Annotated in this window: 24 protein-coding genes; all 24 read left to right on the plus strand. The window is 39.7% G+C overall.

What is annotated here, in order from left to right; all coding sequences use genetic code 11:
• Positions 1-11: 11 nt before the first annotated feature.
• The 24 genes from fusA (at position 12) to secY (ending at position 14,277) form a co-directional block, all read left to right on the plus strand.
• Complete coding sequence (fusA, locus tag GH741_RS19455; protein ID WP_153738436.1) at positions 12-2,090, plus strand: elongation factor G; 2,079 nt, start codon at positions 12-14, stop codon at positions 2,088-2,090.
• A gap of 127 nt (positions 2,091-2,217) precedes the next feature.
• Positions 2,218-3,408 carry an elongation factor Tu gene (tuf, locus tag GH741_RS19460; RefSeq protein WP_153738437.1) on the plus strand — a complete coding sequence of 397 codons (1,191 nt, stop codon included), beginning with the start codon at positions 2,218-2,220 and terminating at the stop codon, positions 3,406-3,408.
• Between the two features lie 406 nt (positions 3,409-3,814).
• Positions 3,815-4,123 carry a 30S ribosomal protein S10 gene (gene rpsJ / locus GH741_RS19465; protein ID WP_153738438.1) on the plus strand — a complete coding sequence of 103 codons (309 nt, stop codon included), beginning with the start codon at positions 3,815-3,817 and terminating at the stop codon, positions 4,121-4,123.
• A 31-nt stretch (positions 4,124-4,154) separates the two neighbouring features.
• On the plus strand, positions 4,155-4,784 hold the full coding sequence (rplC, locus tag GH741_RS19470; protein WP_153738439.1) for a 50S ribosomal protein L3: 630 nt from the start codon (positions 4,155-4,157) through the stop codon (positions 4,782-4,784).
• Positions 4,785-4,809: 25 nt separating this feature from the next.
• A complete protein-coding gene (gene rplD, locus GH741_RS19475; protein WP_153738440.1) occupies positions 4,810-5,433 on the plus strand; it encodes a 50S ribosomal protein L4 in 624 nt (207 codons plus the stop codon).
• On the plus strand, positions 5,433-5,723 hold the full coding sequence (rplW, locus tag GH741_RS19480; RefSeq protein WP_153738441.1) for a 50S ribosomal protein L23: 291 nt from the start codon (positions 5,433-5,435) through the stop codon (positions 5,721-5,723). Before rplD ends, rplW begins: the two co-directional genes overlap by 1 nt.
• A gap of 32 nt (positions 5,724-5,755) precedes the next feature.
• Complete coding sequence (gene rplB, locus GH741_RS19485; RefSeq protein WP_153738442.1) at positions 5,756-6,586, plus strand: 50S ribosomal protein L2; 831 nt, start codon at positions 5,756-5,758, stop codon at positions 6,584-6,586.
• Positions 6,587-6,643: 57 nt separating this feature from the next.
• Positions 6,644-6,922 (plus strand): 30S ribosomal protein S19, encoded by a 279-nt coding sequence (gene rpsS, locus GH741_RS19490; RefSeq protein WP_153738443.1) that lies wholly within the window; start codon positions 6,644-6,646, stop codon positions 6,920-6,922.
• A gap of 19 nt (positions 6,923-6,941) precedes the next feature.
• Positions 6,942-7,283: a 50S ribosomal protein L22 gene (gene rplV, locus GH741_RS19495; RefSeq protein ID WP_153738444.1), complete on the plus strand. Its 342-nt coding sequence runs from the start codon at positions 6,942-6,944 to the stop codon at positions 7,281-7,283.
• A 3-nt stretch (positions 7,284-7,286) separates the two neighbouring features.
• Positions 7,287-7,928, plus strand: a complete 642-nt coding sequence (rpsC, locus tag GH741_RS19500; protein ID WP_338079577.1) for a 30S ribosomal protein S3 — start codon at positions 7,287-7,289, stop codon at positions 7,926-7,928.
• A 17-nt stretch (positions 7,929-7,945) separates the two neighbouring features.
• On the plus strand, positions 7,946-8,380 hold the full coding sequence (gene rplP / locus GH741_RS19505; protein WP_153738445.1) for a 50S ribosomal protein L16: 435 nt from the start codon (positions 7,946-7,948) through the stop codon (positions 8,378-8,380).
• A complete protein-coding gene (rpmC, locus tag GH741_RS19510; protein WP_017473656.1) occupies positions 8,370-8,570 on the plus strand; it encodes a 50S ribosomal protein L29 in 201 nt (66 codons plus the stop codon). The genes rplP and rpmC overlap by 11 nt, the downstream gene beginning before the upstream one ends.
• Before the next feature lie 24 nt (positions 8,571-8,594).
• The gene (rpsQ, locus tag GH741_RS19515) at positions 8,595-8,858 is read left to right on the plus strand and encodes a 30S ribosomal protein S17 (protein WP_153738446.1); all 264 of its coding nucleotides are present in this window, start codon (positions 8,595-8,597) and stop codon (positions 8,856-8,858) included.
• A 42-nt stretch (positions 8,859-8,900) separates the two neighbouring features.
• Positions 8,901-9,269 (plus strand): 50S ribosomal protein L14, encoded by a 369-nt coding sequence (gene rplN / locus GH741_RS19520; RefSeq protein WP_153738447.1) that lies wholly within the window; start codon positions 8,901-8,903, stop codon positions 9,267-9,269.
• A 41-nt stretch (positions 9,270-9,310) separates the two neighbouring features.
• Positions 9,311-9,622 (plus strand): 50S ribosomal protein L24, encoded by a 312-nt coding sequence (gene rplX / locus GH741_RS19525; protein ID WP_153738448.1) that lies wholly within the window; start codon positions 9,311-9,313, stop codon positions 9,620-9,622.
• Between the two features lie 26 nt (positions 9,623-9,648).
• Positions 9,649-10,188, plus strand: coding sequence for a 50S ribosomal protein L5 (rplE, locus tag GH741_RS19530; RefSeq protein WP_153738449.1), 540 nt, complete (start codon positions 9,649-9,651; stop codon positions 10,186-10,188).
• 30 nt (positions 10,189-10,218) lie between these two features.
• Positions 10,219-10,404, plus strand: coding sequence for a type Z 30S ribosomal protein S14 (locus GH741_RS19535; RefSeq protein ID WP_153738450.1), 186 nt, complete (start codon positions 10,219-10,221; stop codon positions 10,402-10,404).
• A gap of 29 nt (positions 10,405-10,433) precedes the next feature.
• Positions 10,434-10,832 carry a 30S ribosomal protein S8 gene (rpsH, locus tag GH741_RS19540; RefSeq protein ID WP_153738451.1) on the plus strand — a complete coding sequence of 133 codons (399 nt, stop codon included), beginning with the start codon at positions 10,434-10,436 and terminating at the stop codon, positions 10,830-10,832.
• 29 nt (positions 10,833-10,861) lie between these two features.
• On the plus strand, positions 10,862-11,398 hold the full coding sequence (gene rplF, locus GH741_RS19545) for a 50S ribosomal protein L6 (protein WP_153738452.1): 537 nt from the start codon (positions 10,862-10,864) through the stop codon (positions 11,396-11,398).
• Positions 11,399-11,430: 32 nt separating this feature from the next.
• Complete coding sequence (gene rplR, locus GH741_RS19550; protein ID WP_153738453.1) at positions 11,431-11,793, plus strand: 50S ribosomal protein L18; 363 nt, start codon at positions 11,431-11,433, stop codon at positions 11,791-11,793.
• A 21-nt stretch (positions 11,794-11,814) separates the two neighbouring features.
• Entirely contained in the window at positions 11,815-12,318 is a 504-nt protein-coding gene (gene rpsE, locus GH741_RS19555; protein ID WP_153738454.1) for a 30S ribosomal protein S5, read from the plus strand.
• A 13-nt stretch (positions 12,319-12,331) separates the two neighbouring features.
• Positions 12,332-12,514: a 50S ribosomal protein L30 gene (rpmD, locus tag GH741_RS19560; RefSeq protein ID WP_153738455.1), complete on the plus strand. Its 183-nt coding sequence runs from the start codon at positions 12,332-12,334 to the stop codon at positions 12,512-12,514.
• A 30-nt stretch (positions 12,515-12,544) separates the two neighbouring features.
• The gene (rplO, locus tag GH741_RS19565; protein WP_153738456.1) at positions 12,545-12,982 is read left to right on the plus strand and encodes a 50S ribosomal protein L15; all 438 of its coding nucleotides are present in this window, start codon (positions 12,545-12,547) and stop codon (positions 12,980-12,982) included.
• Complete coding sequence (secY, locus tag GH741_RS19570; protein ID WP_153738457.1) at positions 12,982-14,277, plus strand: preprotein translocase subunit SecY; 1,296 nt, start codon at positions 12,982-12,984, stop codon at positions 14,275-14,277. Before rplO ends, secY begins: the two co-directional genes overlap by 1 nt.
• The last annotated feature ends 39 nt before the right edge of the window (positions 14,278-14,316 follow it).

Raw genomic sequence — 14,316 nt, forward strand, 5'->3', positions numbered from 1 at the left:
GAGAAATATTCATGCCTAGAGAGTTCTCCTTGGAAAAGACTCGTAATATCGGTATAATGGCTCACATTGATGCTGGTAAAACTACAGCGACCGAGCGTATTCTTTTCTACACAGGACGTATCCATAAAATTGGAGAAACACACGAAGGTGCTTCTCAAATGGACTGGATGGAGCAGGAACAAGAGCGTGGTATTACAATTACCTCTGCTGCGACTACTGCTCAATGGAATGGTCACCGTATCAATATTATTGATACACCCGGACACGTGGACTTCACCGTAGAGGTTGAACGTTCTTTGCGTGTACTTGATGGTTCAGTAGCACTACTTGACGCTCAGTCAGGTGTGGAGCCACAAACAGAAACTGTTTGGCGCCAAGCTACTACTTATGGAGTACCTCGTATCGTGTTTGTTAACAAAATGGATAAAATAGGAGCAGACTTCATCTACTCCGTTGGAACTTTAGAAGATCGTCTAGGTGCAAATGCGCATCCAGTTCAGCTGCCAATCGGTGCTGAAGATGATTTCGAAGGTATTATTGATTTAATAGCAATGGAAGCATTCTACTATCTTGATGATTTAGGTACACGTGCGGAAGCCCGTCCTATTCCAGATGAATACAAAGAACAAGCTGCTGAGTACCGTGCTAAATTAATAGAAGCAGTCGCTGAACTTGACGAAGATTTGATGATGAGATACCTAGAAGGAGAAGAAATTTCTAACGAAGAACTTAAAGCTGCTGTACGACAAGCGACTTTAAGCGTGGAATTCTATCCTGTCTTTTGTGGATCTGCTTTCAAAAACAAAGGAGTTCAACTACTAATTGATGGAGTTATTGATTACTTACCATCCCCAGTAGATGTAACTGCTATTGAAGGTATTATTCCAGGAACTGAAGAAAAAGTAGTTCGTAAAGCGGACGACAGCGCTCCTTTCTCTGCTTTAGCATTTAAAGTTGCTACTGATCCGTTTGTTGGTAAATTAACATTCTTCCGTGTTTACTCTGGTACTTTAAAATCAGGATCGTATGTTAAGAACTCAACGAAAGATAAGCGTGAACGTGTAGGTCGTATCCTGCAAATGCACGCGAATTCTCGTCAAGAAATTGACGCAGTTTATGCTGGTGATATCGCTGGTGCTGTTGGATTGAAAGACACAAGTACAGGGGACACTTTATGTGATGAGAAGGAACTAGTTATCCTTGAATCTATGGTATTCCCAGATCCTGTTATTTCTGTTGCCATTGAACCTAAATCAAAAGCAGACCAAGATAAAATGTCTATTGCTTTAGGTAAATTAGCAGAAGAAGATCCAACATTTAAAACTGAAACAAATCCTGAAACTGGTCAAACAATCATCGCTGGTATGGGTGAGCTTCACCTAGACATTATCGTTGATCGTATGAGACGCGAATTTAAAGTGGAAGCAAACGTAGGTGCTCCTCAAGTATCTTACCGCGAAACTTTCCGTTCTTCTGCAAATGTAGAAGGTAAATTCGTTCGTCAATCAGGTGGTCGTGGACAATACGGTCACGTTTGGATCACTTTTGAACCAAACGAAGAAGGTGCTGGTTTTGAGTTTGTAAACAAAACTGTTGGTGGATCCGTTCCGCGTGAGTACATTTCTTCTGTAGAAGCTGGTGTTAAAGAAGCTATGGGAAATGGTGTAATTGCCGGATATCCACTAATTGATTTAAAAGCAACACTAATTGATGGAAGTTATCACGATGTCGACTCTAACGAGATGGCATTTAAAGTTGCCGCTTCTATGGCACTTAAAGCAGCTAAAAACAAGTGTGATCCAGCTCTACTTGAGCCATTAATGAGAGTCGAAGTTGTTATCCCTGAAGAATATATGGGGGATATCATGGGCGACGTTACATCTCGTCGTGGTCGTGTAGAAGGTATGGAAGCACGTGGAACTGCACAGGTTGTTAAAGCTTTTGTACCACTTGCTGAAATGTTTGGATATGCTACTGCTCTACGTTCTAACACACAAGGACGTGGAACATATACAATGCACTTTGATCATTATGAGGAAACTCCGAAGAGCATTACAGAAGAAATCATTAAGAAAAATGCTGGTGGATAATTGATTTTTTGACATTCATCAAGTATAAATTGTATTGTAAGCTTAGAAATAACAACAGTTTATTTCTAGGCTGAAGGTACATTTAATATAAAAAAACACTTTTATTTATTTAAAGGAGGAACTATACATGGGTAAAGCAAAATTTGATCGTTCTAAAGACCACGTAAATATCGGTACAATTGGACACGTTGACCATGGTAAAACAACATTAACAGCTGCAATCACTACTGTACTTTTTAACCGTTCAGGTTCAGGTACTGCAATGGCTTATGACCAAATCGATGGTGCTCCAGAAGAGCGCGAGCGTGGAATCACAATTTCTACTGCACACGTAGAGTATGAAACAGAAAACCGTCACTATGCACACGTTGACTGTCCAGGTCACGCTGACTATGTTAAAAACATGATCACTGGTGCTGCACAAATGGACGGAGCTATCCTAGTAGTATCTGCTGCAGATGGCCCAATGCCACAAACTCGTGAGCACATCTTACTATCTCGTCAAGTTGGTGTACCTGCAATCGTGGTATTCCTTAACAAATGTGACATGGTAGACGATGAAGAGCTTTTAGAATTAGTAGAAATGGAAGTTCGTGACCTTCTTTCTGATTACGATTTCCCTGGAGATGACGTACCAGTTATCAAAGGATCTGCTCTTAAAGCACTTGAAGGCGAAGAGCAATATGTAAATGCTATCTATGAACTAATGGATGCTGTTGATGAGTATATTCCTAGACCAGATCGTGACACTGAAAAGCCGTTCATGATGCCAGTTGAGGATGTTTTCTCTATCACTGGTCGTGGAACAGTTGCTACTGGACGTGTTGAGCGTGGAATAGTGAAAGTCGGAGACGAAATCGACATCATTGGTTTCACTGAAGCACCTAAGAAAACAGTTGTAACAGGTGTTGAAATGTTCCGTAAACTTCTTGACTATGCTGAAGCTGGTGATAACATCGGCGCACTACTACGTGGTGTAGCTCGTGAAGATATCAACCGTGGACAGGTACTAGCTAAGCCGGGTACAATTACTCCACACACTAAGTTTAAAGCTGAAGTTTATGTTCTTTCTAAAGAAGAGGGTGGACGTCACACTCCATTTTTCGGTAACTACCGTCCACAGTTCTACTTCCGTACTACGGATGTAACTGGTGTAGTTAATTTGCCTGAAGGCGTAGAAATGGTTATGCCTGGTGACAACGTTGAAATGTCTGTTGATCTTATTTCTCCAATCGCAATTGAAGATGGAACTAAGTTCTCAATTCGTGAAGGTGGCCGTACAGTTGGCGCCGGCGTTGTTGCTTCAATCCAAGAATAATTTACTTTAATAGAAACATCGTAAATAGGCAGCGTGAATTCGCTGCCTGTTTATTTTTTTGCTTCTCGTTTAACTATGAATTAGAACAATAATAATCAGTAAAAACATTAAGACAGAGTTAAAAAAGCCATTGATAATGGGCATCCAGTATTTTACTTATACTATTTTCATTGATTACTTGCTTATGGGATATTCGTCCTGTATAATACTTGAAGTGCTCGTAATTAATTTATTTTTAATTACTGGTTGCAATGCCGACAATTATTCTTTATAATTAGTAATGTTGGTCATAAAAGACGATGATGCGGAAGGTTGTTGGTACACCCGGCCCCTTTGCCATGGCGGGGTATCGAGGAATTTTCGCGGAGAAAGTCTGTTATAAAATGGACGAAAAGGAGGGAAAATTATGGCAAAAGAGAAGATTAGAATTCGATTAAAAGCGTACGATCACCGTATATTAGATCAGTCTGCTGAGAAAATTGTAGATACTGCTAAGCGTTCAGGTGCTAGTGTTTCTGGACCAATACCATTGCCTACAGAAAAATCAATCTACACTGTATTGCGTGCGGTACACAAATACAAAGATTCACGTGAGCAATTTGAAATGCGCACTCACAAACGTCTTATCGATATCATTAGTCCTACACCACAAACGGTTGACTCGTTAATGAGACTTGACTTACCGTCAGGTGTGGATATTGAAATTAAACTATAATAGAAATTATTGAAAATAGGAGGTGTGACGGATGACGAAAGGAATCTTAGGCCGCAAGATCGGCATGACTCAGGTTTTTACTGAGAACGGAGAATTAACACCGGTAACTGTAATTCAAGCAGAACCGAACGTTATTCTTCAAAAGAAGACGATAGAAAACGATGGTTATGAAGCTATTCAGATGGGATTTGCTGATACAAAAGAATCTCGTACTAATAAGCCAGCAAAAGGTCATGCTGAAAAAGCAAACACTGTCCCTAAGCGCTACATTCGTGAAATCCGTAACGCAAATCTTGATGATTATCAATTAGGTCAAGAGATTAGTGTTGAGATTTTTCAAGCAGGAGATGCAATTGATGTAACTGGTATCTCGAAGGGTAAAGGTTTCCAAGGCTCTATCAAGCGTCATAATCAATCACGCGGACCAATGAGTCACGGTTCTCGTTACCATAGAAGACCAGGTTCAATGGGTGTAATTGATCCAATGCGCGTATTTAAAGGTAAAAACCTTCCAGGACAAATGGGTGGAGAGCAAGTAACTATCCAAAACCTTGAAGTTGTAAAAGTAGATGTTGAACGTAACCTTCTACTAGTAAAAGGTAATGTACCTGGTCCAAGAAAATCATTCGTTAAAATTACGAGTGCAATAAAGGCTAACTAATTATAAGTTGAAGGGAGGATATGTCATGCCTAAAGTAGCACTATATAATCAAAGCGGATCGCAAGTCGGCGATTTAGAATTAAATGATGCTGTTTTCGGAATTGAACCTAACGAACACGTATTGCATGATGCTGTTGTAATGCAACGCGCTTCACTACGTCAAGGTACGCATTCTGTTAAAAACCGTTCAGATGTACGCGGTGGTGGTCGTAAACCGTGGCGTCAAAAAGGAACAGGACGTGCGCGTCAAGGTACGATTCGTGCACCACAATGGGTTGGCGGTGGAACTGTATTCGGTCCTACACCACGCAGCTATAGCTACAAACTTCCTAAAAAAGTTCATAGATTAGCGCTTAAATCGGCACTATCATCTAAAGTGAAAGAAGATAGTTTGGTAGTACTAGAAGGTCTTGTAATAGATGCTCCGAAAACGAAAGAAGTAATTAAACTTCTTGCTGCATTAAAAGTTGAGGAAAAAGCATTAATCGTTACAGCTGATAGAGATGAAGCTGTAGAACGTTCTGCTAACAACCTTCAAAATGTAAAAGTTTTAACTGTAAGTGAAGTGAATGTACTAGACTTGCTTACGCATGACAAGCTGATCTTGACAAAAGAAGCAGCTGAAAAAGCAGGGGAGGTGCTTGCATAATGAAAGATCCACGTGATATTATTAAGCGCCCAATCATCACTGAACATTCTTCAGACCTTATGGCTGAAAAGAAATATACGTTTGAAGTGAGTACAAAAGCTAACAGAACTGAAATTAAAGATGCTATTGAATTGATCTTTGGTGTTAAAGTTGAGCAAGTAAACACAATGAACCTAAAAGGTAAATTCAAACGCATGGGTCGTCATGGCGGTTTCCGTCCAGACCGTAAAAAAGCAATAGTTAAATTGTCTGAAGACAGTAAAGAACTAGAATTCTTTGAGAGTGTATAACAAAAAAATAATTGTGAAGGAGGGAAATTAAGATGGCGATTAAGAAGTATAAACCAACCACAAACGGTAGACGTGGTATGTCGGTATCTGATTTCGCTGAAATCACTACTGATCAACCAGAAAAATCCCTATTAAGTCCATTGCACAAGCGTGGCGGTCGTAATAACCAGGGTAAATTAACGGTTCGTCATCAAGGTGGCGGTCATAAGCGTCAGTATCGTATTATTGATTTTAAGCGTGAAAAAGATGGTATACCAGGACGCGTTGCTACAATCGAATACGATCCAAACCGCACAGCCAACATTGCATTAATTAATTATGTAGATGGTGAGAAACGTTATATTCTAGCACCTAAAGGATTACAAGTAGGAATGGAAATTATATCAGGTGAAAATGCTGATATTAAAGTAGGTAACGCACTTCCACTTGCGAGTATTCCGGTAGGTACAATCGTACACAGCGTAGAGTTAAAGCCAGGACGCGGAGGTCAGCTAGCACGTTCAGCTGGTTCGCAAGCACAAATCCTTGGTCGTGAAGATAAATACGTTCTTGTACGTTTGACATCTGGAGAAGTGCGATTAGTACTTGGTACATGTCGCGCTACAATTGGTCAAGTAGGAAATCTAGAGCATGAACTTATTAATGTTGGTAAAGCAGGACGTTCTCGTTGGAAAGGTAAACGCCCGACAGTACGTGGTTCTGTTATGAACCCTAATGATCACCCACACGGTGGTGGTGAAGGACGTGCGCCAATCGGACGTAAATCACCAATGTCACCATGGGGTAAACCTACACTTGGTTACAAAACACGTAAACGTAATAAAACAACAGATAAGTTTATTGTACGTAAACGCAAAAAATAACGGGATTGTAAGGCGGGAAGAAACACCCGTCTGCCAATCGCGAAGGGAGGCTTATGTATGGGTCGTAGTTTAAAAAAAGGACCTTTCGCAGATGACCATTTGTTGAAGAAAGTTGAAAAACTGAACGAAGATGATAAAAAACAGGTAGTAAAAACTTGGTCACGTCGTTCTACTATATTCCCTAATTTTGTTGGGCATACCATCGCAGTATATGACGGACGTAAACACGTACCGGTTTTTGTAACTGAAGATATGGTTGGACATAAATTAGGTGAATTCGCGCCATCCCGCACGTTTAGGGGACACTCGGGCGATGACAGAAAAACAAAACGCTAAATGAGAGGAGGCACTCTTGATGCAAGCTAAAGCTGTTGCAAAATCTGTTCGTATTGCTCCTCGTAAAGTTCGTTTGGTAGTAGATTTAATTCGAGGAAAAAATGTTGGAGAAGCAGTTTCTATATTAAAGCACACACAACGCGGCGCATCGCCAGTTGTCGAAAAAGTATTAAACTCTGCTGTTGCAAATGCAGAGCATAACTATGAAATGAGTCCAGATAATCTGTACGTATCTGAAGTATTTGTAGACGAAGGCGCGACATTGAAACGTTTCCGTCCACGTGCTATGGGACGTGCTAGCCAAATCAATAAAAGAACTAGCCACATTACCGTGGTTGTTTCAGAAAAGAAGGAGGGATAATCTGTGGGTCAAAAAATTAATCCGATAGGACTTCGTGTCGGCGTTATCCGTGATTGGGAATCAAAATGGTACGCTGGCAAAGACTATGCAGACTTATTGCATGAAGATATTAAAATTCGTGAATACATTGAGCAACGTCTTAAAGATGCAGCTCTTTCAAAAATTGAAATTGAACGTGCAGCAAACCGAGTGAATATCTCTATTTCTACTGCTAAACCGGGTATGGTGATTGGTAAAGGTGGTTCTGAAGTTGAAGCGCTACGTAAATCACTAAACGCGTTAACAGGAAAAAGAGTTCACATTAACATTGTTGAAGTGAAAAAAGCTGACATCGATGCGAAATTGGTTGCAGAAAATATCGCTCGTCAATTAGAAAGTCGTATTTCATTCCGTCGCGCACAAAAACAAACAATTCAACGTGCTATGCGCGCTGGAGCAAAAGGTATTCGTACTCAAGTTTCAGGACGTCTTGGCGGGGCTGACATTGCTCGTGCGGAACATTACAGTGAAGGAACTGTACCACTACACACACTACGTGCAGATATCGACTACGGAACTGCTGAAGCAGATACTACGTACGGTAAGCTTGGTATTAAAGTGTGGATTTATCGTGGTGAAGTCCTTCCAACTAAAAATAAAAAGTAAGGAAGGGGGCAAGCATTATGTTAATGCCTAAACGCGTAAAATATCGTAGACAACATCGTGGTAAAATGAACGGAAAAGCAAAAGGTGGAACAACAGTTGCTTTTGGTGAATACGGACTACAAGCTGTAGAAGCTTCTTGGATTACAAGCCGTCAAATTGAGGCTGCTCGTATTGCAATGACTCGTTATATGAAACGTGGCGGTAAAGTTTGGATTAAGATTTTCCCAGACAAACCATATACTGCTAAACCTCTAGAAGTTCGAATGGGTTCCGGTAAAGGTGCTCCTGAAGGATGGGTTGCAGTAGTTAAGCCAGGAAAAATTATGTTTGAAATTGCAGGTGTTTCTGAAGAAGTAGCTCGTGAGGCACTACGTCTTGCTTCTCACAAACTACCGATCAAAACTAAATTTGTAAAACGCGAAGAAATTGGTGGTGAAATCAATGAAGGCTAATGAAATCAGAGAACTAACCACTGCCGAAATTGAACAAAAAGTTAAATCTTTAAAAGAAGAACTTTTCAACTTGCGTTTCCAGTTAGCAACTGGCCAACTTGAGAACACAGCACGTCTTCGTGAAGTGCGTAAATCGATTGCACGAATGAAAACTGTTGTTCGTGAAAGAGAGCTAAGCGTAAATAACTGATAACCGAGAGGAGGTTAACCTCAAATGAGTGAACGTAACAATCGTAAGGTTTATACTGGTCGTGTAGTATCAGATAAAATGGATAAGACCATTACTGTATTAGTTGAAACTTACAAGTTCCATAAGCTTTATGGAAAACGTGTTAAATATTCTAAGAAGTTTAAAACCCATGATGAAAATAACCAAGCAAAAACTGGTGATGTAGTACGCATAATGGAAACTCGTCCATTGTCAGCTACCAAGCGTTTTCGTTTGTTAGAAGTTGTGGAAGAAGCGGTAATTATTTAATAAAGTTCGCTCGGAATGATTCCGAAGGGAGGTTACAGCGGTATGATTCAACAAGAAACTCGTTTAAAAGTAGCAGATAACTCAGGTGCGCGTGAAGTACTTACTATTAAAGTACTAGGCGGGTCTGGTCGTAAAACGGCTAATATTGGCGATGTGATCGTCTGTACAGTGAAACAAGCAACACCTGGTGGCGTTGTCAAAAAAGGTGAAGTTGTTAGAGCTGTTATCGTTCGCACTAAGAGCGGTGTTCGTCGTAAAGATGGTTCATATATTCGATTCGATGAAAACGCAGCAGTAATTGTACGAGATGATAAAAGTCCAAGAGGTACTCGTATTTTCGGACCAGTTGCTCGCGAATTACGTGATGCAAAGTTCATGAAAATCGTGTCTCTAGCTCCAGAAGTACTATAAAAGCTCTTATCGAAATGCCTTGTTAAGGAGGTGCGTCAAGCATGCATGTAAAAAAAGGTGATAAAATTCAGGTAATCTCTGGTAAGGATAAAGGCAAGCAAGGTGAAATCCTTGAAGCTTATCCAAAGAAAGAACGTGTTCTAGTTGAAGGAATCAACATAATTAAAAAACACGCTAAACCATCACAAGATAATCCACAAGGTGGAATTCTTAACCGAGAAGCATCAATACATGTTTCTAATGTAATGCCGATAGATCCAAAATCCGGCGAACCAACTCGTGTTGGATTTGAAGTACGTGACGGAAAGAAAGTTCGTATCGCTAAAAAATCCGGTGAAGCGTTAGATAAATAAATTAGCGACGAAAGGAGGGCTACTCGATGAACGAACTGAAGCAAAAGTATCAAAGCGAGATCGTTCCATCATTGGTTGAAAAATTCAACTATGATTCAGTAATGCAAGTACCAAAAGTAGATAAAATCGTCATTAACATGGGTGTTGGTGATGCTGTACAAAATACAAAAGCTCTAGACAGCGCTGTTGAGGAGTTAGCATTGATTTCAGGTCAACGACCAATGGTAACTAAAGCAAAAAAATCAATTGCAGGATTCCGTTTACGTGAGGGAATGCCTATCGGGGCAAAAGTAACCCTTCGCGGAGAGCGTATGTACGAATTCCTTCAAAAGCTTGTTGATGTATCATTACCACGTGTTCGTGACTTCCGTGGAATATCTAAAAAAGCATTTGATGGTCGTGGAAATTATACGTTAGGTGTAAAAGAACAATTGATTTTCCCAGAAATTAATTATGACCAAGTGAGCAAAGTACGTGGTATGGATATTGTTATCGTAACAACTTCTAATACAGACGAAGAAGCTCGTGAACTTTTAGGTCAACTTGGCATGCCTTTCCAAAAATAAGCGATAGAGCTAAATGAAGGAGGGAAAATTATGGCTAAAAAATCTATGATTGCGAAACAAAAGCGCACGCAAAAGTTTAAAGTGCAAGAATACACTCGCTGTGAACGTTGTGGACGTCCTCATTCTGTATTGCGTAAATTTAAACTTTGCCGTATTTGTTTCCGTGAACTTGCCCATAAAGGTCAAATTCCGGGTGTCAAAAAAGCAAGCTGGTAATCCCCGATTAGGGAAGGAGGTAATGAATAATGGTTATGACTGATCCAATCGCAGACATGCTTACTCGTATTCGTAACGCTAACATGGTGCGTCATGAGAAGCTTGAACTTCCTGCATCAAACGTTAAAAAAGAAATCGCTGAAATTCTTAAGCGCGAAGGTTTTGTTCGTGATTATGAGTTCATTGAAGATAATAAGCAAGGAGTATTACGTATATTCCTAAAATATGGTGTTAATGAAGAACGAGTAATTACTGGTTTGAAACGTATAAGTAAGCCAGGACTACGTGTATATGCTAAAGCTGATGAAATTCCTAAAGTATTAAATGGCCTTGGTATTGCAATTGTTTCTACATCAAAAGGTTTATTATCTGACAAAGAAGCACGCGAGCAGGCTATGGGCGGCGAAGTGCTAGCATACGTCTGGTAATAATATTTTTAAGATAGGAGGTGCTCTGAATGTCTCGTATAGGATTAAAGATACTTGAAATCCCTGAAGGTGTTGAAGTTAAAATTGATGGAAACACTGTTACTGTAAAAGGTCCTAAAGGGGAATTAACTCGTAGTTTCCATGAAGATATGCACATTAAAATCGAAGACAATGTTCTATCTGTAGAACGTCCAAGTGATAATAAAGTACACCGTGCTTTGCATGGTACAACTAGAAGTTTAATTGGGAACATGGTTGAAGGTGTTCACCAAGGATATGAAAAGACACTTGAAATTCAAGGTGTAGGTTATCGTGCTCTAAAACAAGGTGATAAGGTTGTTATTAACGCAGGCTATTCTCACCCAGTAGAAATTGAACACCGTGACGGAATCGAAATCGAAGTTCCCGCTAATACAAAATTAATTGTAAGAGGAATCGATAAAGAGTTGGTTGGTGCGGTTGCTGCAAACATTAGAGCCATACGTCCACCAGAGCCGTATAAAGGCAAAGGTATTCGCTACGCTGGCGAACATGTACGTCGTAAAGAAGGTAAAACAGCTAAGTAAGGTTAGTTAGGTAACAGAAAGGAGTGACCTAGATGATCACAAAGCCCAACAAAAATTCGGTGCGTAAGAAAAGACATATGCGAGTTCGTAAAAACATGTTTGGAACAGCAGAACGTCCACGTCTTAACGTATTCCGTTCGAATAAACACATCTATGCACAACTGATTGATGATTTAAATAGCAAAACACTAGCTAGCGCTTCTACTGTAGATAAGGAATTTAATCTTGATTCTACAGGGAATCTAGAAGCTGCAGCAAAAGTTGGCCAATTATTGGCAACTCGCGCACAGGAAAATGGACACACGAACATAGTGTTTGACCGTGGAGGCTATTTATACCACGGACGTGTCAAAGCGTTAGCAGATGCTGCCCGCGAGGCAGGTCTTGAATTTTAATAGTTAAAGGAGGGACATATCTTGCAAAAACATGTTGACCCGAATAAATTAGATCTAGAAGAACGCGTTGTAACAATTAATCGTGTAGCTAAAGTTGTAAAAGGTGGACGTCGTTTCCGCTTTGCTGCATTAGTAGTTGTTGGTGATAAAAATGGTCACGTTGGTTTTGGTACTGGTAAAGCACAAGAAGTACCAGAGGCAATCAGAAAAGCAATTGATGATGCGAAGAAAAATCTAATAACGGTACCAATCGTTGGTACGACTATTCCACATGAGATTATTGGTGAATTTGGTGCAGGTAATATCTTAATGAAACCAGCTTCAGAAGGTACTGGAGTAATTGCTGGCGGACCTGTCCGTGCAGTACTAGAGCTTGCTGGTGTAGGTGATATTCTTTCTAAGTCATTAGGATCAAACACTCCAATTAACATGGTTCGTGCTACAGTTAGCGGACTTAGTAAATTGAAGCGTGCCGAAGAAATAGCTAAACTACGTGGAAAGTCTGTAGAAGAACTGTTAGGATAAGGAGGGAAATAATATGGCTAAACAGTTAGAAATTACCCTCACGCGCAGTGTTATCGGTAGATCGGAAATTCAAAAAGCTACTGTTAAGACTCTTGGATTAAGAAAAATCCGTCAAACAGTAGTCCGTGAAGATACTCCTGTCGTTCGTGGCATGGTTAATAAAGTATCACACTTAGTAACGGTTAAAGAAGTATAAAAACGAAAGCGCAAAAGAGGAGGTGCTCGCATGAAACTTCATGAATTGAAGCCATCACAAGCTCGTAAAGAGCGCAATCGTGTAGGTCGAGGAATGTCTTCTGGTAACGGTAAAACTTCAGGACGTGGACATAAAGGTCAAAATTCACGTTCTGGTGGAGGAACTCGTCCAGGATTCGAAGGTGGACAAATGCCATTATTTCAGCGTCTACCTAAGCGTGGATTTACTAATATCCACCGCAGAGAATTCGCGATTGTAAATTTAGATGCTTTAAATCGATTTGAAGAAGGTACAGAAGTAACACCTGAACTTCTAATTGAAACAGGTGTAGTAAGTAAATTAAAAGCTGGCATTAAAGTTCTTGGAAATGGCAATGTTGAAAAGAAACTTACCGTAAAAGCTCACAAGTTCTCTGCTTCAGCTAAAGAGGCTATTGAAGCAGCGGGCGGTCAAACTGAGGTGATTTAATGTTTCGAACAATCTCCAATTTCATGCGTATAGGTGATATAAGACGAAAAATTATTTTTACTTTATTAATGTTAATTGTATTTAGAATAGGTACTTTTATTCCAGTACCTTTCTCTAATAGAGAAGCAATTGATTTTATGAATGATCAAAGTGTATTTGGTTTCCTAAACACATTTGGGGGCGGAGCCCTTCAAAACTTCTCTATCTTTGCGATGGGTATCATGCCTTATATCACTGCATCTATTATTATGCAATTATTACAAATGGATGTAGTAGAAAAATTTGCAGAGTGGAAAAGAGAAGGGGAAGTTGGGCGTCGTAAATTAGCTCAGTTTACCCGTTATTTCACAGTTATTCTTGCTTTTATTCAAGCAATTGGTATGTCGATTGGCTTTAATGCCATTACTGGCGGACAATTAATTACTGACCCTGGTGTTGGAAAATTCTTTGTTATTGCGATCGTATTAACAAGTGGAACTGCATTCTTGATGTGGTTAGGTGAACAAATAACAGGCAATGGTGTAGGAAATGGTATCTCAATCTTGATTTTTGCTGGTATCGTTGCTGCAATACCAAATGGTGTTAATCAGTTATATGAACAATATTTCGGTGGTAATGTTGGTGACGAATTGTTTATCAATATCGTTATTGTTGCACTTATTATATTGGTTGTTCTTGCAGTTGTTGTTGGTGTTATATTCATCCAACAAGCATTGCGTAAGATTCCAATTCAATATGCAAAAAGATTAGTCAACCGTTCACCAGTTGGTGGTCACTCTACTCATTTACCATTAAAGGTAAACGCTGCTGGGGTAATCCCGGTAATCTTTGCAATTTCTTTCATTATCGCACCTAGAACAATTGCTGGATTTTTTGAAGGCAATAATATTGCAGGTGTAATATCTAATGTTTTTGATTATACACAGCCTATAGGAATGGTAATCTATGTGGCATTAATTATTGCCTTTACCTATTTCTATACATTCATTCAAGTAAATCCTGAACAAATGGCTGAAAACCTGAAAAAACAAGGTGGATATATCCCGGGTATTCGTCCAGGGAAAAATACTGAAACGTATCTTACTCGTGTTATGTACCGTTTAACCTTTGTTGGATCGATCTTTCTAGCTGCTGTATCTGTTTTACCTCTAATCCTAGGAAGCTTGGCAAACTTACCTCAAGCTGTACAAATTGGTGGTACTAGTTTGTTAATCGTTGTAGGGGTGGCATTACAGACAATGAAGCAACTTGAAAGTCAGCTGGTTAAACGACATTATAAAGGTTTTATTAAGTAGTAGTAGCTACTTTTAAGGTGATTGATGAACAAATGAGAG

Origin of the sequence: Aquibacillus halophilus (assembly GCF_009649745.1) — a bacterium.
GTDB classification, from domain to species: domain Bacteria; phylum Bacillota; class Bacilli; order Bacillales; family Amphibacillaceae; genus Aquibacillus; species Aquibacillus halophilus.

Coding starts and splice junctions, on each gene's coding strand:
- fusA (WP_153738436.1), top strand. CDS start 12: ATGCCTAGAGAGTTCTCCTTGGAAAAGACTCGTAATATCGGTATAATG.
- tuf (WP_153738437.1), top strand. CDS start 2,218: ATGGGTAAAGCAAAATTTGATCGTTCTAAAGACCACGTAAATATCGGT.
- rpsJ (WP_153738438.1), top strand. CDS start 3,815: ATGGCAAAAGAGAAGATTAGAATTCGATTAAAAGCGTACGATCACCGT.
- rplC (WP_153738439.1), top strand. CDS start 4,155: ATGACGAAAGGAATCTTAGGCCGCAAGATCGGCATGACTCAGGTTTTT.
- rplD (WP_153738440.1), top strand. CDS start 4,810: ATGCCTAAAGTAGCACTATATAATCAAAGCGGATCGCAAGTCGGCGAT.
- rplW (WP_153738441.1), top strand. CDS start 5,433: ATGAAAGATCCACGTGATATTATTAAGCGCCCAATCATCACTGAACAT.
- rplB (WP_153738442.1), top strand. CDS start 5,756: ATGGCGATTAAGAAGTATAAACCAACCACAAACGGTAGACGTGGTATG.
- rpsS (WP_153738443.1), top strand. CDS start 6,644: ATGGGTCGTAGTTTAAAAAAAGGACCTTTCGCAGATGACCATTTGTTG.
- rplV (WP_153738444.1), top strand. CDS start 6,942: ATGCAAGCTAAAGCTGTTGCAAAATCTGTTCGTATTGCTCCTCGTAAA.
- rplP (WP_153738445.1), top strand. CDS start 7,946: ATGTTAATGCCTAAACGCGTAAAATATCGTAGACAACATCGTGGTAAA.
- rpmC (WP_017473656.1), top strand. CDS start 8,370: ATGAAGGCTAATGAAATCAGAGAACTAACCACTGCCGAAATTGAACAA.
- rpsQ (WP_153738446.1), top strand. CDS start 8,595: ATGAGTGAACGTAACAATCGTAAGGTTTATACTGGTCGTGTAGTATCA.
- rplN (WP_153738447.1), top strand. CDS start 8,901: ATGATTCAACAAGAAACTCGTTTAAAAGTAGCAGATAACTCAGGTGCG.
- rplX (WP_153738448.1), top strand. CDS start 9,311: ATGCATGTAAAAAAAGGTGATAAAATTCAGGTAATCTCTGGTAAGGAT.
- rplE (WP_153738449.1), top strand. CDS start 9,649: ATGAACGAACTGAAGCAAAAGTATCAAAGCGAGATCGTTCCATCATTG.
- GH741_RS19535 (WP_153738450.1), top strand. CDS start 10,219: ATGGCTAAAAAATCTATGATTGCGAAACAAAAGCGCACGCAAAAGTTT.
- rpsH (WP_153738451.1), top strand. CDS start 10,434: ATGGTTATGACTGATCCAATCGCAGACATGCTTACTCGTATTCGTAAC.
- rplF (WP_153738452.1), top strand. CDS start 10,862: ATGTCTCGTATAGGATTAAAGATACTTGAAATCCCTGAAGGTGTTGAA.
- rplR (WP_153738453.1), top strand. CDS start 11,431: ATGATCACAAAGCCCAACAAAAATTCGGTGCGTAAGAAAAGACATATG.
- rpmD (WP_153738455.1), top strand. CDS start 12,332: ATGGCTAAACAGTTAGAAATTACCCTCACGCGCAGTGTTATCGGTAGA.
- rplO (WP_153738456.1), top strand. CDS start 12,545: ATGAAACTTCATGAATTGAAGCCATCACAAGCTCGTAAAGAGCGCAAT.
- secY (WP_153738457.1), top strand. CDS start 12,982: ATGTTTCGAACAATCTCCAATTTCATGCGTATAGGTGATATAAGACGA.